We start from the raw sequence: 22,817 nt of genomic DNA, 5'->3' as shown, positions 1-22,817 counted from the left end.
GCCGCCCTTCTGCTATCCCACCGCGCCGGAACGGCGGTTGGTCGTCCCACCAACTACTATGTGGGTACGTAGTAGCAGGAGCGGGACCCGACGGATTGTTGTGATGAAAGTGTTGAGTGAACGACGACAGGTAGTGGCGCTGAGCGTGTTGTCGGCTGTCGCGGTACTCGTGACGGCATCGCAGACGAGTGCGCTCAACTCTCGGCTGTCGAATACGGTGGTTGCGCCCGGTGCTGTGGAGGTTGAGCAGACGCCGCAGGCCGCACCCGGGCCTCCCGCAATCGAGATTCTCCCCCGCACAGGCGCGAGCGATGTGGTCCCTGTCGGAGCAGTGAAGGTGACCGCGACTGTTGGGACCCTGACCGATGTGCGTATGCAGAACGAACAGGGCAGGGTCGTTGCCGGCCGAATGGTGGGGGGCGGACGCGCCTGGGAGCCCGCCGAGCCACTCGGATACGGGCGGTCCTACAGGCTCAGCGCGACGGGCCAGGGGGCTGACTCCCGTACCGTCACGTCCGTTTCGGAGTTCTCCACCGTCGCGCCGCAATCCCAGGTCGGGGTCAGGCTGGGCATGACTAACGGAGCGTCGCTGTCGGAGGGCGGCGTCTACGGTGTCGGAACCGTGATCGTGGCAACCTTCGACGCCGACATCCCGGACCGGGCTGCGGCCGAATCGCGGCTTGAGGTCAAAACGTCACCCCACCTAGCCGGTTCCTGGATGTGGGTCAACGATCGCAAGGCGCACTGGCGGCCCCGTGAGTATTTTCCTTCCGGTACTGAGGTCACGGTCAAAGCCGATCTCTACGGCACTGATCTGGGTGGTGGATTATTCGGAGAACAGGACAAGCAGGTCAGTTTCCGGATCGGACCGTCTCGTGTCGCGGTCGCCGATGACACGACCAAACAGGTCAGTGTGTACGAAAACAGCCGTTTGGTCCGCACGATGCCGACGTCGATGGGCCGGGGCGGGACGCAGACTGTCGGGGGCAAGACGATTGCCTTTTGGACCCAGCCTGGCGTTTATACGGTGATGGAGAAGCAGAATCCCGTCTTGATGGACTCGTCGACCTACGGATTGCCCGTCGATTCTGCGTCGGGGTACAAGATCAGCGTCCCGCACGCGGTGCGGATCAGTCCTGACGGCATCTACCTGCATGAGCGCGAGGCGACGGTGTGGGCGCAGGGAAACACCAACGTGTCGGCGGGCTGTTTGAATCTGAGCGCGGAAAACGCCGAGTGGTATTACGAGTTCGCCAATCCGGGCGATGTTGTCGAGGTCCGCAATACCGGCGGCGCACCGCTGGAACAGTGGCAGAACGGAGATTGGTCTGTGCCCTGGGATGAATGGGTGAGTGGCAGCGCTTTGCGTCCCTGATCAGTGTTCGATCGAGGCTGAGCGTGACAAGTCACTCGCCGGTCTGTCGACGGTAGGGATCGAGAAGTTGATCGACGGGCGCGTAGTCGTCTGTCAGAACTCGCGCGTCGCCGATCCACCTGCTGAGTTCTTTGCCGGCAGTGATCGTCCACCCGGTTTTGCGGGTGTTCAGAACGCGCTGAAGCGTGTCCGGGTCAACTGGTCGATCGGAAGCGAGCACGACCAGGTTGCCACCATCGGGTGTCGCAGCGGTATCGACGCCGACGTCGCCGGCCTCGGCGGCGACTATGACGTGATCGAAAATCTCTGTGAGTGTTGAGACTTCGGCACGCGCAAACGCCAGCTCGCCGTAATCGATGAGATTGGCAATGTACATACCGTCGTCTTTGAGGACTCGGCGTACGTCTGTCAACGCTTCCACCGTCGTCAGGTGCCATGGCACGCTCACGCCGCCAAAGGCGTCGCCGACGATCAGATCACGGCTGTCGTCATCGAGCCGCGCAAGGCCCAGGCGGCCGTCCTCGACGCGCACCTGTGTCCCAGCGTTGGAAGCCGATCCGAGTTTGTCTCGGTCTATGCGCACCACGCCGCCGTCGATTTCGGACACCACGTTGCGTGTTCCTGGCCGCGTAGCAGCAAGGTACCGCGGGAAGGTGAGGCCGCCCCCACCAAGGTGGTATGCCTCCAATGCCTTCTCGGAGGGGAAGGATGCGTCGACGACCGAAGCAAAGGCGCGCACGTAGGTGAATTGCAGGAGAGCCGGATCTTGGAGGTCTATGTACGAGTGGCGCGCGCCATCGAGCATGAGGATTCGGCCGCTGTCTCGCTCCGGGTCGGCGATGACTTGGGCGCAATGGTATTTGGTTTCCACGTCGCAACCGCCGGGTGCGACGTAGCCAGCCAGGCCGGCGCCGACGGTTGTAAGCGTTAGTACGGTGGCGCTTACGGTGTTCCGTCGGCGCATGCGCCACTGCACAACGATGCCGCCGAGTACCAGTATCGATCCGAGTCCGATGAGTATCACGCTCACTGGTATCCGCGACACGAGGACAAATCCGGTAAGCACGGTGCCGGCGATGGCACCCATGGTGCCTACACCAGACAACTGACCGACAACGGTGCCGGTCTGGGCGAGCTTGATCAGGCGCAGCTTGGTCACCATCGGTGTGACCGCCGATAGTAACGCTCCGGGTGCCAGAATCGTGAGCGTCGCGACTAGCAACAGCGTCGCAGGTGCCCATTCGGCCGCCGCGCGGACGGCGGAAGGCGTGAAGGCCACGACTACCCCTGATACCCCTAGCGATGTCCCCAGCCAGCGGCGCGGATCATCGCGGTCGGCAAGCCGGCCGCCCGCCCAGGACCCAAGGGCAATTGCGGCCAAGGCGATTCCGATGACCAGGGTGCTGGTTTCCAGGGTCAGCCCGAGGTACGGCGCAAGCAACCGCAGCGCGGTGATTTCTACCACCAGCACCGCAGCCGAAGAAGTGAACACAAGGACCGTCGCGGTGCGGGCTCCAACTTCGGGCAGCGTTTGAGGCGACGGATGCTCGTCGGGTACTGGAGGGGTGCCGGTCACAGTCTCAATCCTGGCAGCAGGTCGCCAGCGTCTGCGGACAACAACTGAGAAAGGGGGGTGTGCCAGTGCCAGCGGTAGCGGTGCGCTGCGGCGGGACGGAAGGTGGTCAGCAAGCATCGGCGGGCGAGGGCTCAGCACTGATGTCGTCGCGAGAGGTCTGTGTCTGCCGACGTTGAGTTGGACAGTGTTCAAGACCGATGAGTCTCGAAACCTGTTGAAAAATAATATGATTTGGTGGATATGCGGATGAACTCCGCTGTGGCGATACGGGGGCTCTAGAGCCTCCTTGCAAAGCTAGGAGCCATGGCGTTATGCATGGTTGATTCGCGACGCACTCTGAGCCTTGAAACGGAGTGGGAAGGGCAAGTGCGGAACGCTTGAACGTGGGGGAGAGCTATCGTGGTAGAAATATTTACGTAGATACACCGTAGATTGCTCAGGCTCACAGAGCGCTACGGAGCGAAAGGAACTGCCGGCGTGAATCCACTGACTCGAATTCTGCTGACTTTCTTCATAGTCATCACTGTCGCCATCGGTGCCGGTGTGTACTTCTCGACCCGAGATGGCGGAACCGCAGGATCAGGTGGAACACAGGCTGATGGCGAAGCCCAGGTAGTCCGCGAGAACAGTCATCGCCTCAGTTCCGCGCCCGACAGCGATGTGACCTTTGTCGAGTTTCTCGATTTCGAGTGCGAAGGGTGCCGCGCGGCGTTCCCCGCCGTTGAGCAGCTGCGCGCCCAGTACGGCCAGCAAGTCACCTTCGTCGCCCGGTACTTTCCGATGCCTGGCCACTTCAACGGAGAACGCGCGGCGCGCGCGGTAGAAGCGGCAGCGCAGCAAGGCCAGTTCGAACCCATGTACAAGAAGATGTTCGAGACGCAGAGTCAGTGGGGCGAAAAGCAGGTACCCGCAGACGAGGTATTCCGCGGATTTGCAACGGAATTAGGTCTCGACGTGGCCGCGTGGGAGGAGGCGTACAACGCTCCAGCCACCCTCGATCGAATCGAAGAGGACGTCGCCGACGGCACCGCCCTCGGCGTGCAGGGCACGCCCACATTCTTCGTCAACGGAAAGCAAATAGAGATCAAGACCTACGCAGACCTGGGCGCTGCGATCAAGAACGCTCTCGGTGAGCAGCAGTAGTCAGCGCCTGGCGGGCCCCAACCCGCTTCGGCGTGGCGAACCGAGACCGTAACGGGCTATGCCGTCCTGACCACCCGGCACAACGCTCGCGGACAGCGAAGGGCGTTTCGCTAACCCATTGACCCGGCTCACGAAGCGCGGTCGCGCGGGCTGATTACCCGCTCACCGTTCAACCCGGCTCAGCTGATAGACCTGTAGGCCGCGACGAGGGAGCGGCCTGCTTGCCTGGCCGACGCCGCCAGTTCGCCTTCTTGTGGAAGATCTCAGCGCGAGGTACCGCGAAGTCACTGCGGTTGGACTTGTTGCCCTGACGCTGGCGCCTGCATGGCCGGGAATCGGGCGCCACAGTTAGTTGCTCGTTTTTTGGCGATCCGCGACTAGCCGCGACGTCATCGCGCCGAACACGAGGCCGATCGTCGTATAGATGACAACCTGGGTGCCGAGCGCGTAAAGCCGGAAATAGTAGAGGACATCGGCGGGAAAGCCCTCATAGACGATCGCGCCTGTAGCGTCGCGCAGCGGTGCCGGTGTTTCGTTGATGGTCGGCAGTGCGAACATGACGATTGCCATCGCCGCCGCGTAGGCCCCAGCGGCGGCCAACACCCCATTAAAGGCACCCAACCTGGTCACCCATCGGCGAGCCAGTACCACCGCGCCGATCAGAAGCGCCCCCGAGAGCACCACCATCAACACGTACAGCAGCGTGCGTTCACGGACGGTCTGGTCAAGACTCAACGCTGGTGGGTTGGCGGGGTATTTCAAGTTGGGTACGACGTACAAACTCAGCAGCATGCCGCCCGCGATGTAGAGCGAGAGCAGTCGTGCCGACACACCGCCGACACGGCCGTATGCCACCGCAAACACCACCGCGAACAAGGCGCCAATGGCGACGCTGAACGCGAGTAGACCGAGTCCCATGCCGATGTTCATTTGCACCGTGCGGGTGAACAGCTCGACGTTCTCTCCGTGGCCGGCGTGTCCCCCCGCCGAATCCATGGCCTCCCGGGCGGCACCCACGCCATCTTCGTACTCGATTGCCCGTGCAGTTTGCGGCGCAGCGAATAATCGCGCGAACACGAACGCCAGTACTCCCGCGCCGGCGCCAGCCAACAGGCCGCGCCAGATGATGTGCTTCTCCATCGTGTTCGTTCCCTTTCGGTTTCGGCATAACAAGGAAACATCAGCAGAGTGGTTCAGACTGGCGGTCGGGTCCATCGACTGGACCTTACGAGTGCCTCATCAGATGGCAGTTCGATCCTATGCGCGACCCGCCGCCGCGCCACATCTATGTGTCGATAATGCGCGCGACCGCATAGATTCGGCGACCTCGAAGTGGCTACAGAGAGTGGCCGGAAGCATAGGCTGTGGCCCAGTCTCGCACGCTGCGGGCGTACGGATCAGACTGGTTGTAAGCCCGCAGCGCTTTCATCCACCCCTGTGGCGTCGCCAGGTCGCCGCCGCGATTGCAGAGATAGCCGGCGGCCGACAGCGCAGCATCGTCGACATTGTCGGGACTGACGACGCCGTCGTTGTTGGCATCGACCCCATACAGCCGCCAAGTCTCCGGGATGAACTGCATCGGACCCATCGCCTGGGCGAATCCGGGCTCACCGTCGGGCGAGCCGCCGCCGTTGTCGATGATGCGCATATTGCCGTTCGAGCCATCAAGGCGTACACCACGAATCGGCGGAGTGACATCCCCGTTCGGGGCGATGGTAGCGCCGCGAAAGGTGCCGTTGCGGCTCTCGACCATGCCAATCCCCGCCAGCGTCGTCCAAGCCAGCTGGCAGTCGGGGTTCTCGACGTGGGCGACTCTGGCCGCATAGGCATATGCCTCCAGCGCGGTAGCCGGCATATTCAGCGCCGGCGCCCGCTGGGCAGCCCAGACGCGCAACTGGTCGGCGGGTCGGCCGCGGGCAGGATAGTCAATGTAGGGCACCGGGGCGCCCGAGGGTGGCGGAATACCTTCGGGCATCGAGGTGCCGATCTGGCACGAACAGCTGGACGCCACCAGCATCGCGGTCACGCCCACAACGGCGACAACCCGCACACGCACCAGCGACACTGGACTCCCTCAAGCCATTCTGGTCGAAGCCATTGTGCCACGGGCCTGAAGCCGGGGGTTCACCTTGCGTGTTGTGGGCGCAGACGTCCGAGCGGTGGCAGAGCCCATCGCCCCGCTCGACCTCAAGCGGGCAACGCGCAATCTTGGAATACCAGAGCCGAGGCTCGACGGTGGGATGTCTAATCCCGCGTGATCGCGCGTTTCGAGGACATGGGCAGCGGCCGTCGCGCTGCCCCGATCGATTGGGGTTACCCAGCAGCGGGAGATCACGATCATGCAAGGCCTTCTCGCAGAGCCTGAGCCGACGCCGTCCTTCGAGATCGTGTGCACGTCGGGACGCCAATGTTCTTTGAGCAACAACGGCTACGTAGGCAATAGTCGGCGGCTCAGTCGGTGTTGATGGCCACCACGCCCGTCTAGACCGCGGCAGCGTGACGGTGAGGGCATCGCCGGTGCTCTGCATCACCGCCGGCGGTGACGGATCCGCGTTGGGATCTCGGCATCGCGTTGTGACTGCCAGCTCTAGGCCCGCGCCGCGGGTGGTCGGTCTGGGCTAGGTCCCAGGAGGGTTGCGGTGAACTCAATACAGCCAGTTCAGTTGATCCGCGACCAGCGCATAGCCGACGTAGGCCACCGTGTTGATGACACCGTGTGCGATGATCAGTGGCCACAGCCGACCGGTGCGCCGCCACGTGTAGCCGAATACCAGACCCATTACGACGTTGCCCAGCCCGGCGCTGAACCCTTGATACAGGTGGTAGGTGCCGCGCAAAAGGCTTGACAGCACGAGCGCGGTGACCGGGCGCACCCGCAGTTGGTGCAGCCGGGTGAGCAGAAAACCCACCACGATGATCTCTTCGGCCCAGGCGTTGGCGAACGACACCAAAATAAGGACGGGGATGCGCCACCACGTGTCGTTCAGTTCCGAGGGCACTACCGATGCGCTGAGACCCAATGCGCGGGCGGCAAGATACAGCGCCAGGCCGGGCAGCCCGATAAGGGCCGCGAGCCCGATGCCACCGAGCAGGTCGACCCGGCACCGTGGTCGGCCCAACCCGATTGCTGCCGGCCCAAAACCACTGCGCCACAAAAGGTATACCGCTAGAAGACCCCAAGCGACCAATTGGAAAACAGTCGCCAGATTAAGGCCGAGATCAATGAGGTCGAACGCGGAGCGGCGCGGGTTGAGCGCTATGGTCTGCCCCGCCAGGCCGAGCAGCACCGCCTCGATCAGATCCAGGATCGCGGTATAGGCGCTCAGAGCGAATGTCACCATCAACACAACGACGATCTCGATCCGCAGCGGCCGCCGCTGGTCGTCCGTGAAGGCGTCTGGGGCAGTCACTAAAAGCCACGGTAGCCTGCCAGGTTCAGACCTGCTAATCACATAACCTGTCGAGGAAGGGCAGCCGTCAGCGCCCGTGATCGTCTGGGGCGCATCATTTCTTGATTGCCCATACCCCTATCAAGACATCACTGGCCCAGCGTCAGGTCCACTGCTCATAGCCCATTCAGTCTCTCCGACCAGAAGGAGGTGATGTGTCTTGTTCTCCACGTGAGGGCCCGGTTTCAGATCCGGGGTGTTTTGCTGCCTTCTTCCGGCGGTTTCGCCTATGTTGCCAGAACGCGATCGCACCTCCGAGCGCGAGACCGACGCCGGCCGCTGTGAGTACAGACGCCTTGGTGTCCGAACCGGCGGGCGCCGGGGGAGACGGGTCAGCGGTGATGGGTGCTGCACGGGCTGGCGCGGTTGTGGGTGAAGTCTGTTCGGGGACGCTGGCGATGGTGAAGGTGTAAGCGCCGGAGACAGGGTGGCCGTCTGCTGAAACCACGCGGTAGCTGACGGTGTATAGGCCCGTTGTGAGTCGGTCGGGTCCGACGGCGACGGTGAGGCGCGGCCCTTCGACGCTTGCCGACCCGGACACCCAGTTGCGACCATCGGCGCTGGTGACGGCGACGTCAGCGAACGCCGGATTGATCTCCTCGGAGAAGTTCAGCACGACGGCGGCTAATGGGGACGTCACGCTCGCGTCCTTGGCCGGGTCAGAACCAACGAGTGAGGTGTGCGCGGCGGCAACCCCGACCCCGGACAGCCAGAAGGCCAGCGCCGCCAGTGTGGTCATGACGGTGCGAGTGGCCAGGTTCACGGTCCTCCTTGAGCTTCGCGTCCGTCGCGCCAACACGGGGTCCGCGCACCTGAGTGTATGTTCTGGTCTGGCAACGCCAACGCCAACGCCAGTCACGCGTGCCTCAACACCGGCACCCTTGCAGGCAAGGGCTTCTACGACAACACCAAACGTACGACAACACCAAACGCCGCATAGTCGTCGAAGCCGTCAACACGGTGGGACCACCCTGTCCGGTACCGACCGACGGACTCGGCGATGGAACATTCCCTGGGAACCGTGGGGGCGGGCAACACAACGCTAGCCGGCTAGTAGCGGCGCACGTTGTAGATCGGGGCCGACGAGATCGGCGCCACCTTCACCGGAGTGCCGTACGTCGAGGCGTGCACCATGTTCCCGTCGCCGATGTAGATGCCCGCGTGTGAGGCGTCCGAGTAGAAGGTGACGATGTCGCCAGGCTGTACCGCGGTCGTCGCCACGGGTTGTCCGCCCGCCGCGAGCGCCTGACTGGATCGGGGGAGCGATTTGCCGTTCTGCAGAAATGCCCACTTGATGAGCCCCGAGCAGTCGAAGGCATCTGGTCCTGTCGCGCCCCACGAGTAGGGCGCACCCACACGGGTCAACGCCGCCTGCACGACGGCGGCCCCGTCGGCTGAGTTGGACGGACCCGGCCCCGCCGGCGCTATCGCCTCGGGCATCGCCATGATGGCCGGGTTTGCCGCTGGGGGGGCCGGCGGCGTGGGCGGCACGGGACCGGGATCGGCAAGCGCTGCACGTTGGTCGGGAGTGAGTGCGCGATATAGCGCCTCTACTTCGGCGATCTGTGTTCGCAGCCGGCTCTGCTTGGATTGCAGGCTTGCGCTGACCGCGGACGCCTGCTCCGTGGCAGTACGAGCTGCCAGCGCCGACGACTGCGCCGCACGCGCTGCGTCGTCGGCACGGGTCGATGCGGCGCGGAAAGCCTCGATACGGTCCGACATCTGAGTGGCCATCACCTTGCTCGCCGAGAGTTCGTCGAGGAGGCGTTGCGGAGACTCCGCGGTCAGCGCCGCGCTGATTGTGCTGGTGGAACCGCCCATGTAAGACGCAGCTGCCACCTGGTTCACGGCGGTCTGGTACTCACCGAGGTCGGCTCGCGCCGCGGTCATCGCCGCCAGTTCGGCGCGTTGACGATCCTCAGCCCTGCGCTGCGCCGTGAGTTTCGCCGCGAGGTCGAGTTCGGCCGAATAGACCGCTTCCGTGGTCCGCTCGGCCTCCCGAGAGAGCTCCGTCAAGCGGGCCAAGGCATCGGCAGCCGGGTCGGCCCACCCGACGCCGGCCGAGTCGCCGAGTGTCAGTGCCAGCACGATCGCCACGACGAGAGCACCCGCCGATCGGCATACCGCGCCATGGCGGTTCATCCTCAAAACACCAGTCCTCACCCCGCAGGGACATCTATGGTCTAGCTACGTAGGTCACGGAAAGATTACGAGTAACTGCGTCCAATGTCCACGCGCGCGGCATCGCTCAGCGGCCGTACACTTCGATCGCGCGCGCTCCATCGCATGAGGAACCGCTCAAAACCGCCTTTCCGCAGCATGTTTCGGGCAGGCGAACCATGGACCTGACGCCGCTACTATCACATATTTACTATGTGCAATAGTAGGTAGGAACTCAGTAGACCGTCTGCGGACTTGGCTCGACGAGGAACGACATGACAAGTGGCACCGCCATCACGGCACGGGTTCATTCCCTGAATCGGCCCAACATGGTCGCCGTGGGGACGATCGTGTGGTTGTCCAGTGAGCTGATGTTCTTCGCCGGTCTGTTCGCGATGTACTTCACCGCTCGCGCTCAGGCCGAGGAGTGGCCGCCACCACCCACCGAGTTAAACCTCGCGCTCGCAGTGCCGGTGACCCTGGTCCTCATTGCGTCCTCGTTCACTTGTCAGATGGGTGTATTTGCCGCCGAGCGCGGCGACGTGTTCGGCCTGCGCCGGTGGTACGTCGTCACGTTCGTCATGGGGTTGTTCTTCGTGCTCGGCCAGGGGTACGAGTACCTCAGCTTGGTGCGTGAGGGAACCACGATCGCTGGCAGCGCTTATGGGTCGGTCTTCTACCTCACGACGGGTTTCCACGGGTTGCACGTGATCGGCGGTCTCGTCGCGTTCATCCTGCTGCTTGTGCGCACGCGCATGAGTAAGTTCACTCCCGCCCAGGCGACCGCCGCCATCGTGGTGTCTTACTACTGGCACTTCGTTGATATCGTGTGGATCGCGCTCTTTGCCGTCATCTACTTCGTGAGATGACGGGGGGCACGCCGCGCAGGTGTCGACGATCCCGAAGGTGGCCGGCGCGGGCGGCCGTTGTCGTCGCAGTCGTGGCTACCCTCCTCGGACTCGCCTCGACGGTCGCGGCGAACGTCGCCGCGGAGCCGACGTCGGCGCAGGCCACCTCGACAGCTCCGCCACGACCCGTGGGCTCAACGCCGACCAAACACTCCTACGACGACACGCACCCCGACCAACCCGAAGTCGCGAACCCGGCGCTGTGGATCCTGGGTGGCGCCGTCGCGGGACTGGTCGCGATCGCCGTCATCATGTTGAGAGCGGGCAGACCTGCACGCCATCACCTCAACCGGGGGCCGTGACCTCAACGGCGAGTGAACGCTTCTGCGCCGATGGATCGCGAGCATGGTCGATCCGGCCCACCATGCCAGTCCGGTCATTCGGGTGAAGCCGGTGCACTAACATCCTACGTAGTCCCTACGTAGGATGTGGCGTGCGCAGCGGGCTCTTGCACCAGGGTCGCCGCCGAACGTCCCGTAACGGAGGTCGTTGTGTCGTCGCCAAAGTTCACGCCCTACGTTGCGCAGCTTCGAGTCGGCAGGCCTATATCTCAACGAGCGAACGTGAGAGGCGCTCAAATGACTCATCGACTGACCGATGCGCCTCGAATGTCGCGGTCGCGGCTGGACATGGGTGTTGAGCGTTGGTGCCGGCGGCGACCCCCGACACGTTGGTCACCGTTGATGCGGCGCGGCATCGCTGCAGGCCTGAGCGCGGTACTGCTCGGTGCCGCAGTGTCCGGATGCTCCAGCGGAGCCGATGCCGTCGCGCAGGGTGGCACATTCGAGTTCGTGTCGCCGGGCGGGCAGGTCGACATCTTCTATGACCCGCCGCTGAGTCGTGGTCGGCCGGGGCCGATAAGCGGACCCGACCTGATGGACCCTGACCGCACGTTGTCACTTGATGACTTCTCCGAGAAGGTGGTTGTGATCAACGTGTGGGGTCAGTGGTGTGGTCCTTGTCGAACCGAGATGCCAGAACTACAAAGGGTGTACGACGCGACCCGCAACGAGGGAGTCGCCTTCCTGGGCATCGACGTCCGCGACAACAATCGCGAAGCGGCGGTTGACTTCATCGTCGATCGCAAGGTCACCTTTTCATCGATCTACGACCCACCGATGCGCACGATGATCGCTTTGGGCGCGAGGTATCCCACGACCGCTATTCCATCCACCATCGTCTTGGACCGGTCACATCGCGTCGCCGCGGTGTTCCTGAGGGCGCTGCTCGCCGAGGATCTCGAACCGGTGGTCCGTCGGCTCGCCGCCGAGACCGCAACCGGCTCCGGACCACCGCGGTGAACGGTGACCCCGCCCCGGCCGCACGTCACCGCGGGGCCCGGCCGAGGCTCAGGCGCAACGGTGCGACTCGACGGAAGGCGGCACCGTGATTGGTCAGGTGGTGCTCCCCACCTCGCCGCCGTCGCTCTGGGCGATGCTCGGTTGGCTAGTACCACCGGTTCCTTTATTGCCCGTATTAGCAATTGTTTTGGCGGTCTGGTACCTGCTCGCCGTTCGCGTCGTCAGATCGCGGGGCCGCCAGTGGGCGTGGAAACGGACGGCGAGCTTCCTGGCGGGCTGTATCGCCCTGGCGGCGGTGACGGGCCTGGCCATCGACGGCTACGGCTACCGACTGTTCAGTGCCTTCATGTTCCAGCACCTCACGCTCTCGATCCTCGTCCCGCCGCTGCTGGTGCTGGGTGCGCCCGGCAGGCTGCTACTGAGGTCCACGCCCCATCGTGGACTCGGACGCTACGTCGTCATCTCCGCGCTCGGCGGACTGCGCTGCCGGGCAAGCAGAATCGTGTTGCACCCCGGCTTCACCATTCCGGTGTTCCTGTTGAGCTACTACGGCCTGTACCTCTCCGACCTGTTCGACGCGGCGGCGGCCAGCGTGGCCGGACACGTCACACTGCAAGTGTTCTTCCTAGTCAGCGGCCTGTTGTTCATCGTGCCGATCCTGTCGACCGGTCCCTTGCCGGTCCGGCAGAGCAACCTCGGACGCTTCTTCGACATCTTCGTCGAGATGCCGCTGCACGTCTTCATCGGCGTCATCCTGATGATGGCGCCTCGGACGCTCACCGAGACCTTCGCCCAACCTCCGCCGGACTGGAACGTCGACCCCGTCGCCGACCAGGGGGTCGCCGGCGCCTTGGCGTGGTCCTACGGCGAGCCGGTCGCCCTGCTGACCACGGTGATCTTCGCCATCCGATGGCGCCGTGACGAGGAGTTGGAGTCGGTGAAGAGGGAGGCCGACGTCGAACGCGACGACGCGGAATTGGCTGCCTACAACGCATTTCTGCGCCAACTGCACCAACAGCGCTGACCAGCTGCCCATCTGCCGAACACCGCCACGACGAGACGTGGGCAATATCCTGGCGCCGGACCTAGGTCGCCGCACATCGCCATCCCCGGAGAACCGCCCTAACTGCATCCGGTGGTGCGGCCGGAATCGTAAACCGTGCTGCTGATCATCAATTCGAGATACTGGCCCGCGACCTGGCGACGAGGGCTTTGTGTATCAGCGCATTCGCGCAACGATGGTTGCAACGGCTGCGAGAGCCGCCCATACCGCATGGATCGGTAATCGGGTCTTTACGGAATCCTCACTGACGCAGTCTATTCCGAATTCACTGGCATAGAAGAGGAGGAGACGATGAATGCCTTAGGCGCCCGGGCGCAGGCTCGACTATCCGGCGCTAGGGGACCATCGCCGCACCTGGTGCCGCGTGACAGTCAAGCAATGGTCATATACGTAGTCACATAGTAGGTTAGTGGTGTGAAGAGTGCACTGGCCGTGTCCTGCCAGGGACCGCGGTCGACTTGGCCACACCAGCATCACGCGCGGTCGGCGGGTCGGCTAGCTCGCCGATGGATCGCGACTGCGCTATTGCTGGCGCTGAGTTTGGCGGTGCTGGCCTTGCTCGTAGCCGACCCGGCCGCCGCTCACCTCATGGGCGTCTAGCTATCAGTACAAGCACCAAGCCCCTTGCGTAGCTGCAAGTTCAACAAGGACGCCGTCCAGCACCGTATTAGGACGCGCCAACGGTCGGTCGGGAAGTCGTTTGGCGCGTGAGCCGTCTACGCGAAGCAGATCAACACGCCCGCTAGGGACAGAGCGACGATCGCCAACGGTGTAGTGGCCATCGCTGCTACTGCACCGCTGAGCGTGACTTGGGTGCGGATGCGGGCAAACCTTCGTGGTGGCTTCAATAAGCGTTCGGCACGAGCGAGCACGGCGATACCGGCGGCGGCCAGACCGTGCGCCGGGGTGGTGGCGCCCGAGAGGGTCAACAAGCCAGCGAGCAGCGGCTGACGGCCGTGGCGACGAGCGGCCGCGTCGTCGGCGCACATCTCTAATAGAGAACTGATATGGCTGGCGGCGCTCGCGAAGAGGCCGCAGGTGGGCAGCGCGGCGGTCAGGCCGCGGGTCGCGGCGACGACGTAGGCGTGCCGGCCATCTAGGTGAGCACGCTCGTGGGCGACAACGGCAGCCAGTTGGTCTTCATTGAGTGCGGCAAGAGCTGCGGAGGTCACCACAATCGCCGGTGGGCGGCCCGCCACGCAATACGCCGCAGGCTCGGATGCTTCGATGACCACGACATCGCTGCCGTACGACCTGCCCACCAGGCGTACGGCGTCGGCATGCGCGAAAGTGTGGGAGCGCATGCGCCCCAGAGCGCGGCCGATTCGAAAGACGACGGCGATCAGACTACCGACGGCGATGGCTACCGCGACGGTTGCGACGGTTCGGGCCGGCCACCCGGCGTGGCCGACGAGAATGGCGCGCAGACGTTCCAGGCACGTGACGAGCAGCGCGTCGGGGCTGTCCCAATGCCCAGCGGCCTCGATGAGCAGCAGCGCGACGGCGGCGACCGCGCAGCCGATCACCGTCACGACAGCTGTGATCCACGCGGCTATCGCCAGGCGCGGAGCCCCGCCGTCGGCCGTGATGTGAACCAGCACCTTCGGTCCGGTGTACAGGACTGCCGCGACGTACAGCAGCAACGCCGCCGCGACGGTCATCAGCGACCCGACTTGCGGGCCAGACGCCGCAGCGCAGCACGCAAATCAGCGGATTCCTCCGCGTCGATCTGCGCCACAAAATGACTCAGGATCGCCTCGGATCGACCGCCGCCGCTCAGTGCCTCCAGCATGAGTCGTGCACTGTGCTCCTCGCGAGTCAGCGTTGGCCGATAGCGATAAGCCTTGCCGTCGCGTTCACGCGACAGCCAGCCTTTGCTGTGCAAGTTGTCCATCGTCGACATCACTGTGGTGTACGCAATGTGGCGTTCGGTGCTCAACTCGTCGAAGATGTCCCGTACCGTGGTGTCGGCGTCAGGGTCACGGTTCCAGAGGCGATCCATGATCGACGCCTCGAGTTCTCCGAAGCCACGCACCCGAGCCATGATCGAACCTCCTGAATTGGTCAGTAGGTAGCTTACGGTGTCGATCGGCGTGCCGACGCTGAAGTGAGCGCGCGGCACCGACTGCAACCTCGCAGCGGCCAGCCGGGCCAGGCAGGATCCTACTGAGGAAGTCAGTAATTGAGCTGGTAGCCTTCAGCGGCGGGCATGCACTTCGCGAATGCTGCCGGCCATGAGGCCGGGCCTTCGACCCCTCGGATCGCCCGGCCTCTCCAGGGCGCCTAGCCGTCGGGTACTCCCCGTTCCCCCAACCACGCCATCGGGTCGATCTTGTCAGTTCCATTGCGATGCACCTCGAAGTGCAGATGCGGTCCTGTCGAATTGCCTCGGTTGCCCATGGTGGCGATCTGGTCGCCGGCCATCACCCGCTGGCCGGTTTGCACCATGGTGGTGTCAATGTGCCCGTAGAGCGTCACGGTGCCGTCCCCGGCACGAATCTTGACCCACATGCCGAAACCCGGTGTCGGACCGGAAGCTATGACCTCGCCATCTGATGCGGCGTATATCGGAGTACCGACGGCGTTGGCGATGTCGAGACCGGCGTGCAGGGTGCCCCACCGGGCTCCGAAGCCCGATGTCAAGATGCCTCGGGAAGGAAAAACGAACTGTGGGCGCCGAAGTCGTGCCTCCCGCTGTGCCCGCTCCTGAGCGTAGGCCGCCCCGTTGGCCAACTCCTGTCGATGGATCCCGGCATCAAAGCTGTTCGCCACTGGGATGATCTGCATCCCCGAAGGGTCGGGCAGGGCAGCCGGGGACGCCGCAGTGTCTGCGACCAAAACCGGCTGCTGCGCATCGGCTGCGTTGACCGCTGTATTCGCTGCGGCAGCGATCGCGCCAACGGCGATAGCCGTGACGACCAGCCTGCTGTGCGCCGCGCCGGTGGCCGGGGGGATTTTTCGATGCGCCCCACAAGAAGCGCGGACGGTAGCGCCCGACAGCGCCCGGTGAGACGGAAGTGGGCTTCCCGGAAGCCTTGCCCCGCCGACGGGGATTGGCACGGTCGGCGGTTCTGACTTCGAAGCATCTCTCGGTGAGAGGAGCAGCCGCGGAGACTCGTCGACCACATCGTTGAGGTCGTCGAGTTCAGGTGCGTTCAACACCGCGAGCTCGATGGCAAGGGGATCAGTGCAATAGTTGGGCATATCCAGCATCGCGCCGAACTCGCCGAGGGCGATGATCTCGGTGACGTCGTTGGCGAGATCGGCCGGCGCGTTTGGTTGCGCGATCCGGTGATGCACCACTTCGAGACGATCCTTTGCCGTTACCAATTCGTTATCTGGTTGGCGAGACGCTAACCCAATGCCCGCGATTGGGCAAGCCGCCGACCGTAGCGAGGTCCCCCCGGCATGGCAACATGCTTCGCGCAAAGGGTTGAGGCGCAATCAGTTTGGTTACGTCAGAACGCAGCGCTGCACACAATCTCGATCCTTGGTACGTACGTAGTAGATTGCGAGTTACGGACGATCGCCAAGGATGGATGTCGTTCGGCGACCCACCTCGAAACAACTCCCGTCGTCGCCGGATAGCGCAACGCCGCGCGCGCAGAAAACGACCCTTCAGCGCTGGCCGGAGCGGGCGCGAGTGCTCTGCACCCGCCCCGGCGGGGCACCCGTCACCGGGCGATGTGGCTCACGCCCGGATCCGGGATGGCGCAGCTACGCAAGGTAGTACTAAGCTCCGCCGTAGAGTATCCTACGTATCTAGTCAGTAGATAATGGGAGCGCGTTCCGGCGCGTGGCGGAAGGGATTCAATGGTTGCCGATGCGCCACCGATCGCGGAACTGGAGGCACGCCGTCCTTTTCCTGCCCGGATGGGCCCGAAAGGCAACCTGATCTACCGGTTGATCACGACCACCGATCACAAGCTGATCGGCATGATGTATTGCGTCGCGTGTTTCGCCTTCTTCCTCATCGGTGGGTTGATGGCGTTGTTCATTCGCACCGAATTGGCGGTGCCGGGGCTGCAGTTCCTGTCCAACGAGCAGTACAACCAGCTGTTCACGATGCACGGCACCGTGATGCTGCTGTTCTACGCCACCCCGATCGTGTTCGGCTTCGCGAATCTGGTGCTGCCGCTGCAGATCGGCGCCCCCGATGTCGCGTTCCCGCGACTGAACGCCTTCTCGTTCTGGCTCTTCCTCTTCGGCGCGCTGATCGCCACTGCCGGGTTCATCACCCCCGGTGGTGCTGCGGATTTCGGCTGGACCGCCTACACACCCTTGTCGAGTGCCATTTATTCACCAGGCGCCGGCGCCGACCTCTGGATTCTCGGCCTGATCGTCGGTGGGCTGGGCACAATCTTAGGCGCGGTCAACATGATTACCACCGTGGTGTGTATGCGTGCGCCGGGCATGACGATGTTTCGGATGCCGATCTTCACCTGGAACATCCTGGTGACCTCGATCCTGGTGCTGCTGGCGTTTCCGCTCCTGACCGCGGCATTGTTCGCGTTGGCCGCTGACCGCCACCTGGGCGCGCACGTCTACGACCCGGCCAACGGCGGTGTTCTGCTGTGGCAGCACTTGTTCTGGTTCTTCGGCCATCCAGAGGTGTACATCATTGCGCTGCCGTTCTTCGGCATCGTGTCGGAGATCTTCCCGGTGTTCAGCCGTAAGCCGATCTTCGGCTACACGACCCTGATCTACGCGACGCTCGGTATCGCGGCGCTGTCGGTGGCGGTGTGGGCGCACCACATGTACGCCACCGGTGCGGTGCTGTTGCCCTTCTTCTCGTTCATGACATTCCTGATCGCGGTACCGACGGGCATCAAGTTCTTCAACTGGATCGGCACGATGTGGAAGGGGCAGTTGACGTTCGAGACACCGATGCTGTTCTCCATCGGCTTCATCGTCACGTTCCTGCTCGGTGGCCTGTCCGGTGTGCTGCTGGCCAGCCCACCGATCGACTTCCAGGTCACCGACAGCTATTTCGTGATCGCGCACTTCCACTACGTCCTCTTCGGCACCATCGTGTTCGCCACCTACGCGGGCATCTACTTCTGGTTCCCGAAGATGACGGGCCGCCTGCTCGACGAGCGCCTCGGCAAACTGCACTTTTGGCTAACCTTCATCGGCTTCCACACCACGTTCCTGGTGCAGCACTGGCTGGGCAACGAGGGCATGCCGCGCCGCTACGCCGACTACCTGCCCAGCGACGGCTTCACCACGCTGAACATCGTGTCCACCATCGGTGCATTCATCCTGGGCGCCTCGACGCTGCCGTTCCTGTGGAACATCTTCAAGAGCTGGCGCTACGGCGAGGTCGTCACCGTCGACGATCCGTGGGGCTATGGCAATTCGCTCGAGTGGGCCACCAGCTGCCCGCCGCCGCGGCACAACTTCACCGAGCTGCCCCGCATCCGGTCGGAGCGTCCAGCCTTCGAGCTGCACTACCCGCACATGGTCGAGCGGATGCGCGCCGAAGCCCACGTGGGTCGCGCGCACGGTCCCGAGGACGGCGACGTCACCAGGATCGACGACGTCGAAGTGCGCACCTAAACGGCCCGCCATGATGCCGAAAAGCGAGAAAGTACGCCATTCCATTCTGATGCAACGCCATTCGCAGGACGTTCGGATTCTGAGGCAGATGCGCCCGCGGTCGAAGCCAAGGTGGGTCGGCGAATCGCCTGGGCCGTCGAAGTGATCAGGGGAGACTTCGAGATGGCTGAGGTGATGTGGGAGGCCGCCGAACCCTGCCTATCAGAAGAGCAGCGTTTGGCCGCGCTCACGGCGCTACATGTTGGTGAGCCGAGCCAGGCCCTACTGGTGGTGGTCACAGCCCTATCCCGCAGCGGGCACCCCCTGCCGTCCGCGTTACACGTGGAGTTCCAGGAATGGTTGCGCCGGCGTCCAGGTTCAGGATCGCCCGCCGATTGGACGCTCCTCGAAATTCGCGTCGCGGCAGCCGACGTTAGGGCAACTGCCGACGTGGGCATGATCGACGGTCGTTACGGCGAAGCAACCCTCTGTTACTTCGTTCTCGACGACGCCGGCGTGGTCGATGCCTCCCGCGAGCACCAAGCCGCCGCGCTCAGGAAATGGCTATCAGCTAATCGACCGAGCCCACCGCTCCGAACGGATATGCGGCTCAATGGCTTCGGATATCTCCTTGATGACCCCCACCCTCCGTCATGCGATGGGCTAGACACGCCGTGAACGTTCACGGGTCGTGGCAGCCGCCCGCACGCCGGACGTGGGCGGCGGCGATTGTCTCTCGGCGGCGCCGCGCTCGCCATCGAATCTTTCTGGTCGATGCATCCGCTCAATCGACATCGGTGTGACGCATCGTGCCGACGTGGCTGACTTCGTGGACGAGGGTTGACGGTTCATATGCACACATGCGTATTATCGCATGTATGGCAGATCGCAACGGCGAGAGGGTGAGCCGGCTCGGCCACGACGGAACGCCCACGAATAGGACCCTGGCTCTCGACCTGACAGACCTGCTTCCCGGTAGCGACGAGCGTTGTGCTGACCGCCTGACGCGCGGCCTAGTGGATGACGGGATCATCGAAGTGGCCCACGTCATCGATGGCGACACGACCAAACCCCGCCTGTGCGTGCACTACGACGCCGAGGCTGCGTCCGCAACAGAAGTGCAGCGGCGGGCTCTGCAGGCGGCCGACACGATCACGTCGACGTACGGGCACCTTCGCTGGTTGACTACAGGCACTCATGACGACGAGACGATACGAACTGCGCTCGCCGACACGCTCTCGACGATGCCTGGCGTGGTCGCAGCAGTAGCGACACCCGATTCCATCGAGCTGGAGTTCGAGCGGGCGACGGTGACGGCCCAAGAGCTTGTAGACGTCATTGCTGCGCAGGTGGCGCCGTCGAGGAGTGCCGCCGCGGTTGAAGCCGCCGTCGCGCACGAGAAAGACGGCGCCGACCATCAACACGGTCACGGCGGGATCTTCGGCGAGCGCACCGAACTGGTCTTCGCGGGACTGGCGGGCTCGCTGCTGCTCACGGGCTGGTTACTGGCTGCCTTCGCCGATACGCCGCGCTCGGCCGAGGTGGTGGTCTACGGCCTGGCGTTCTTCTTCGGCGCGTTCTTCACCGTGCAGGAAGCCTTTGCCAGTGTGCGGCAGGGCCGGTTTGAGATCGACTTCCTCATGCTCGTCTCTGCCGCGGGTGCGGCGGCGCTCGGCGAAATCGCCGAAGGCGCGCTCCTTCTGTTCCTCTTCAGCGTCGGACACGCACTCGAGGGCTATGCGATGGGCCGGGCTCGCCGGGCGATCGAAGCGCTCGCCGAACTCGCCCCGAAGACGGCGCTGGTGCGGCGCGGCGGCACAGGCGACACCGTCGAAGTATCCGTTGCGGACCTGCGCATTGGCGACATCGTCGTCGTGCGCCCCAACATGCGTCTGGCCGCAGACGGCTTCGTCGTGGCAGGCAGCAGCAGCATCGACCAAGCCCCGGTGACCGGGGAGAGCGTCCCCGTCGACAAGAGTCCGGTCCCGGACGTGGCGGCAGCCGCCGCGTCACCCGAGCTCATCGACGCGGCATCGCGGGTGTTCGCCGGCACCATCAACGGTGCCGGCGCCATCGAGGTTCAGGTGACCCGGCTCGCGGGTGACTCCACCCTGGCCCGCGTGGTGCGTCTGGTGGCCGAGGCGCAAACCAAGACCACCTCCACGCAGCGCTTCACCGACCGGTTCCAGCGCGTTTTCGTGCCCGTGATCCTGGTCGGTGTGGTCCTGCTGCTCTTCGCCGGGTTCGTGGTCGACGAGCCGTTTACTGACACGGTGTACCGGGCGCTTGCCGTTCTGGTGGCGGCCAGTCCGTGTGCGCTGGCGATCGCCACGCCCAGCGCGGTGTTGTCGGCGGTGGCGCGGGCGGCGCGGGCCGGCATCCTGATGAAGGGCGGTGCCGCATTGGAGGAACTTGGCCGGGTCGATGTGCTGGCCTTTGACAAGACCGGCACCCTCACCGAGGGGCGGCCCAGGATCGCCGATGTCTGCGCCACAGCAGACAGCGACGACGCCGAACTGTTGAGGATCGCCGTGGCCGTGGAGGAGCAAAGCGACCATCCGCTCGCCCGCGCTATCGTCCGCGATGGCCGCGAGCGCCTGGCCGGTGCGGTGACACCCCGCGCGTCCGACGTCCGTGCGGTGATCGGCCGCGGCATCGTCGCGTCCGTCGATGGGATTGAGGTCTGGATCGGCAAGACGGAGTTGTTCACCGACGCCGCTCAGCCCCCGCCGCTTGAGTTGGCGGCAGAGGTGGATCGACTCGAACAGGCGGGGCGCACAACGATGCTCGTCCGCGCGGGCGACCGATGGTTGGGCGCGATCGGATTGATGGACCTTCCTCGGCCGGAGGCGTCGGCGGTCGTAGCACGTCTTGCCGCACTCGGCGTGAAGAACACCGTGATGCTGTCGGGGGACAACCAGCGTGTGGCCGATGCCGTCGCCGCCGAGGTCGGTGTCGCCGACGCTCGCGGCGATCTGATGCCCGAGGACAAGGTGGCTCAGATCGCCGCCCTCCGGGAACGCGGCGGCCGCGTTGGGATGGTCGGTGACGGTGTCAACGATGCGCCCGCGATGGCTGGCGCGAATGTGGGTATTGCGATGGGGGCGGCGGGCTCCGACGTGGCGTTGGAGACCGCTGACGTTGCGTTAATGGCCGACGACCTGCGCGCGTTGCCGTTTGCGGTGAGCCTGAGCCGCCGCTGCTCGCGCGTCATCAAGCAGAATCTGTGGGCCAGTCTCGGAATCGTCGCGGTCCTCATCCCGGCGACGGTCTTTGGTCTGGGCATCGGTCCCGCCGTGCTCATTCACGAAGGCTCTACTCTTATCGTCGTCGCCAATGCGTTGCGCCTCCTCGGGATGCCGATGCAGTCGATAAACCCAGCAGCGCCGCGCGTTGAGCGTGCAGAAGAGACGCCATGACGATCGACCCGTTCAGCGCTGCAGATGAATTCGAGCATGCCGACGTCGACACTGTGGTCATCTTCGTCGACATCGCGGGGTTCACGGCGTTCACCGAGGCCCACGGTGATCATCGTGCTGCCGAACTGGCGGACCGGTTCGCCACCATAGCCGCGAGGGTCCTCGGGCCCGGCGACGAGATGATCAAGACCCTCGGCGATGCCGTGATGATCACCAGTTCGGACCCCGCCGCGGCGTTGGCTTTCCTTCGGCGACTCCACGACGAAACCCGGCGTATCGACGGCTTTCCGTTGTTGCGCGCAGGCATCTGTGCCGGGGCGGTGGTGAAGCGCCGCGGAGACGTCTTCGGGTCGACGGTCAACACCGCAGCCAGACTGGCCGCCGTCGCCCCGGCCAGGCCAAATCGTCGGCAACGCCGACGCCGCTTCCGCGCTTCGGGGAACGGATCTTCTCGCGACGACGTCGTTGGGCTCGCTTCGGTTGCGGAATGTCGGTGCGCTGGTGGAAGCGTTCGCCCTCGACGTCGGAACCCGCCACCAGGAGCACGTCGATCCGATATGTCGGATGCACGTCTCGACAGATGCACAATCGCTGACGATCACGCATGAGGAGGACACTTACCGGTTCTACTTCTGTTCGACGGCCTGTCTACGCCAATTCGCAGACCGCGTTGGCGATATGAGCACATCATCTGGTGACGGGGATTCGGCGTCCATTCAGTCGTTCTTGGGTGAGGTCGCGGTCCCTTTGGGCACGCTGAGGTCCCCGACGAGCGGGCGGGGGGCTGCACCGATGTCGACTCGTTCAACCTCCTGCTAAGGGCCGAAGTTCACCACATGCTCCCGAATGGTGTTCGCCATCAATACTATTCGCGCGAGACGAGAC

General features: G+C 64.2%; 19 protein-coding genes. 9 read left to right on the top strand and 10 right to left on the bottom strand.

Annotated features, from left to right (window positions below):
- Positions 1-103: 103 nt before the first annotated feature.
- Positions 104-1,375: an Ig-like domain-containing protein gene (locus MSZK_RS10395; protein ID WP_371411316.1), complete on the top strand. Its 1,272-nt coding sequence runs from the start codon at positions 104-106 to the stop codon at positions 1,373-1,375.
- Positions 1,376-1,406: 31 nt separating this feature from the next.
- On the opposite strand, the gene MSZK_RS10390 is transcribed toward MSZK_RS10395, so the two are convergent.
- Positions 1,407-2,951 (bottom strand): fused MFS/spermidine synthase, encoded by a 1,545-nt coding sequence (locus MSZK_RS10390; protein WP_011896151.1) that lies wholly within the window; start codon positions 2,949-2,951, stop codon positions 1,407-1,409.
- Positions 2,952-3,428: 477 nt separating this feature from the next.
- Between MSZK_RS10390 and MSZK_RS10385 the strand changes: the two genes are divergently transcribed.
- Positions 3,429-4,094 carry a thioredoxin gene (locus MSZK_RS10385; protein WP_011767814.1) on the top strand — a complete coding sequence of 222 codons (666 nt, stop codon included), beginning with the start codon at positions 3,429-3,431 and terminating at the stop codon, positions 4,092-4,094.
- A 348-nt stretch (positions 4,095-4,442) separates the two neighbouring features.
- Here MSZK_RS10385 and MSZK_RS10380 read toward each other — a convergent pair whose 3' ends face one another.
- From MSZK_RS10380 to ripC, 5 genes are all read right to left on the bottom strand, one after another.
- Positions 4,443-5,234 carry a CbtA family protein gene (locus tag MSZK_RS10380; RefSeq protein ID WP_011896150.1) on the bottom strand — a complete coding sequence of 264 codons (792 nt, stop codon included), beginning with the start codon at positions 5,232-5,234 and terminating at the stop codon, positions 4,443-4,445.
- A gap of 196 nt (positions 5,235-5,430) precedes the next feature.
- A complete protein-coding gene (locus MSZK_RS10375; protein WP_011767854.1) occupies positions 5,431-6,159 on the bottom strand; it encodes a lytic transglycosylase domain-containing protein in 729 nt (242 codons plus the stop codon).
- A 580-nt stretch (positions 6,160-6,739) separates the two neighbouring features.
- The gene (locus MSZK_RS10370; RefSeq protein ID WP_041321994.1) at positions 6,740-7,504 is read right to left on the bottom strand and encodes a CPBP family intramembrane glutamic endopeptidase; all 765 of its coding nucleotides are present in this window, start codon (positions 7,502-7,504) and stop codon (positions 6,740-6,742) included.
- A 166-nt stretch (positions 7,505-7,670) separates the two neighbouring features.
- Complete coding sequence (locus MSZK_RS10365; RefSeq protein ID WP_233211216.1) at positions 7,671-8,306, bottom strand: copper resistance CopC family protein; 636 nt, start codon at positions 8,304-8,306, stop codon at positions 7,671-7,673.
- Between the two features lie 287 nt (positions 8,307-8,593).
- On the bottom strand, positions 8,594-9,685 hold the full coding sequence (gene ripC / locus MSZK_RS10360) for a peptidoglycan hydrolase RipC (protein ID WP_011896147.1): 1,092 nt from the start codon (positions 9,683-9,685) through the stop codon (positions 8,594-8,596).
- A gap of 293 nt (positions 9,686-9,978) precedes the next feature.
- On the opposite strand from ripC, the gene MSZK_RS10355 reads away from it, so the two are divergent.
- The 4 genes from MSZK_RS10355 to MSZK_RS10340 all read left to right on the top strand — a co-directional run bounded on the left by MSZK_RS10355 (position 9,979) and on the right by MSZK_RS10340 (position 12,936).
- Entirely contained in the window at positions 9,979-10,572 is a 594-nt protein-coding gene (locus MSZK_RS10355; protein WP_011896146.1) for a heme-copper oxidase subunit III, read from the top strand.
- Positions 10,573-10,643: 71 nt separating this feature from the next.
- A complete protein-coding gene (locus tag MSZK_RS10350) occupies positions 10,644-10,913 on the top strand; it encodes a hypothetical protein (RefSeq protein WP_233211215.1) in 270 nt (89 codons plus the stop codon).
- 381 nt (positions 10,914-11,294) lie between these two features.
- Positions 11,295-11,912, top strand: coding sequence for a TlpA disulfide reductase family protein (locus MSZK_RS10345; protein WP_041801095.1), 618 nt, complete (start codon positions 11,295-11,297; stop codon positions 11,910-11,912).
- Positions 11,913-12,045: 133 nt separating this feature from the next.
- Positions 12,046-12,936: a cytochrome c oxidase assembly protein gene (locus MSZK_RS10340; protein WP_233211219.1), complete on the top strand. Its 891-nt coding sequence runs from the start codon at positions 12,046-12,048 to the stop codon at positions 12,934-12,936.
- A 755-nt stretch (positions 12,937-13,691) separates the two neighbouring features.
- Here MSZK_RS10340 and MSZK_RS10335 read toward each other — a convergent pair.
- The 3 genes from MSZK_RS10335 to MSZK_RS10325 form a co-directional block, all read right to left on the bottom strand.
- The gene (locus tag MSZK_RS10335) at positions 13,692-14,636 is read right to left on the bottom strand and encodes a M56 family metallopeptidase (RefSeq protein WP_011896142.1); all 945 of its coding nucleotides are present in this window, start codon (positions 14,634-14,636) and stop codon (positions 13,692-13,694) included.
- On the bottom strand, positions 14,636-15,019 hold the full coding sequence (locus MSZK_RS10330) for a BlaI/MecI/CopY family transcriptional regulator (RefSeq protein ID WP_041801148.1): 384 nt from the start codon (positions 15,017-15,019) through the stop codon (positions 14,636-14,638). The genes MSZK_RS10335 and MSZK_RS10330 overlap by 1 nt, the downstream gene beginning before the upstream one ends.
- Positions 15,020-15,258: 239 nt before the next feature.
- The gene (locus tag MSZK_RS10325) at positions 15,259-16,278 is read right to left on the bottom strand and encodes a M23 family metallopeptidase (protein ID WP_011896140.1); all 1,020 of its coding nucleotides are present in this window, start codon (positions 16,276-16,278) and stop codon (positions 15,259-15,261) included.
- Positions 16,279-16,788: 510 nt separating this feature from the next.
- Here MSZK_RS10325 and ctaD point away from each other — a divergent pair.
- The 3 genes from ctaD (at position 16,789) to MSZK_RS10310 (ending at position 21,932) form a co-directional block, all read left to right on the top strand.
- Complete coding sequence (gene ctaD, locus MSZK_RS10320) at positions 16,789-18,534, top strand: cytochrome c oxidase subunit I (RefSeq protein ID WP_011896139.1); 1,746 nt, start codon at positions 16,789-16,791, stop codon at positions 18,532-18,534.
- Positions 18,535-18,696: 162 nt separating this feature from the next.
- Positions 18,697-19,191: a hypothetical protein gene (locus tag MSZK_RS10315; protein ID WP_041801146.1), complete on the top strand. Its 495-nt coding sequence runs from the start codon at positions 18,697-18,699 to the stop codon at positions 19,189-19,191.
- A 182-nt stretch (positions 19,192-19,373) separates the two neighbouring features.
- Complete coding sequence (locus tag MSZK_RS10310) at positions 19,374-21,932, top strand: heavy metal translocating P-type ATPase (RefSeq protein ID WP_099247461.1); 2,559 nt, start codon at positions 19,374-19,376, stop codon at positions 21,930-21,932.
- Here the strand turns inward: MSZK_RS10310 and MSZK_RS33565 are convergent.
- Positions 21,818-22,534: a hypothetical protein gene (locus MSZK_RS33565; RefSeq protein WP_371411315.1), complete on the bottom strand. Its 717-nt coding sequence runs from the start codon at positions 22,532-22,534 to the stop codon at positions 21,818-21,820. The two genes, MSZK_RS10310 and MSZK_RS33565, sit on opposite strands and share 115 nt — an antisense overlap.
- Between the last annotated feature and the right edge of the window lie 283 nt (positions 22,535-22,817).

Source organism: Mycobacterium sp. shizuoka-1 (assembly GCF_002723835.1).
Lineage (GTDB): Bacteria > Actinomycetota > Actinomycetes > Mycobacteriales > Mycobacteriaceae > Mycobacterium.
The sequence above is the reverse complement of the archived record's forward strand: the minus strand, read 5'-3'. Positions and strand labels throughout refer to the sequence as shown.

Excerpts from the sequence above, each read along its gene's own strand:
- MSZK_RS10395 (WP_371411316.1), top strand. The coding sequence starts at position 104 with ATGAAAGTGTTGAGTGAACGACGACAGGTAGTGGCGCTGAGCGTGTTG.
- MSZK_RS10380 (WP_011896150.1), bottom strand. The coding sequence starts at position 5,234 with ATGGAGAAGCACATCATCTGGCGCGGCCTGTTGGCTGGCGCCGGCGCG.
- ripC (WP_011896147.1), bottom strand. The coding sequence starts at position 9,685 with ATGAACCGCCATGGCGCGGTATGCCGATCGGCGGGTGCTCTCGTCGTG.
- MSZK_RS10355 (WP_011896146.1), top strand. The coding sequence starts at position 9,979 with ATGACAAGTGGCACCGCCATCACGGCACGGGTTCATTCCCTGAATCGG.
- MSZK_RS10345 (WP_041801095.1), top strand. The coding sequence starts at position 11,295 with ATGCGGCGCGGCATCGCTGCAGGCCTGAGCGCGGTACTGCTCGGTGCC.
- MSZK_RS10340 (WP_233211219.1), top strand. The coding sequence starts at position 12,046 with ATGCTCGGTTGGCTAGTACCACCGGTTCCTTTATTGCCCGTATTAGCA.
- MSZK_RS10335 (WP_011896142.1), bottom strand. The coding sequence starts at position 14,636 with ATGACCGTCGCGGCGGCGTTGCTGCTGTACGTCGCGGCAGTCCTGTAC.
- MSZK_RS10330 (WP_041801148.1), bottom strand. The coding sequence starts at position 15,019 with ATGGCTCGGGTGCGTGGCTTCGGAGAACTCGAGGCGTCGATCATGGAT.
- ctaD (WP_011896139.1), top strand. The coding sequence starts at position 16,789 with ATGGTTGCCGATGCGCCACCGATCGCGGAACTGGAGGCACGCCGTCCT.
- MSZK_RS10315 (WP_041801146.1), top strand. The coding sequence starts at position 18,697 with ATGGCTGAGGTGATGTGGGAGGCCGCCGAACCCTGCCTATCAGAAGAG.
- MSZK_RS10310 (WP_099247461.1), top strand. The coding sequence starts at position 19,374 with ATGCGTATTATCGCATGTATGGCAGATCGCAACGGCGAGAGGGTGAGC.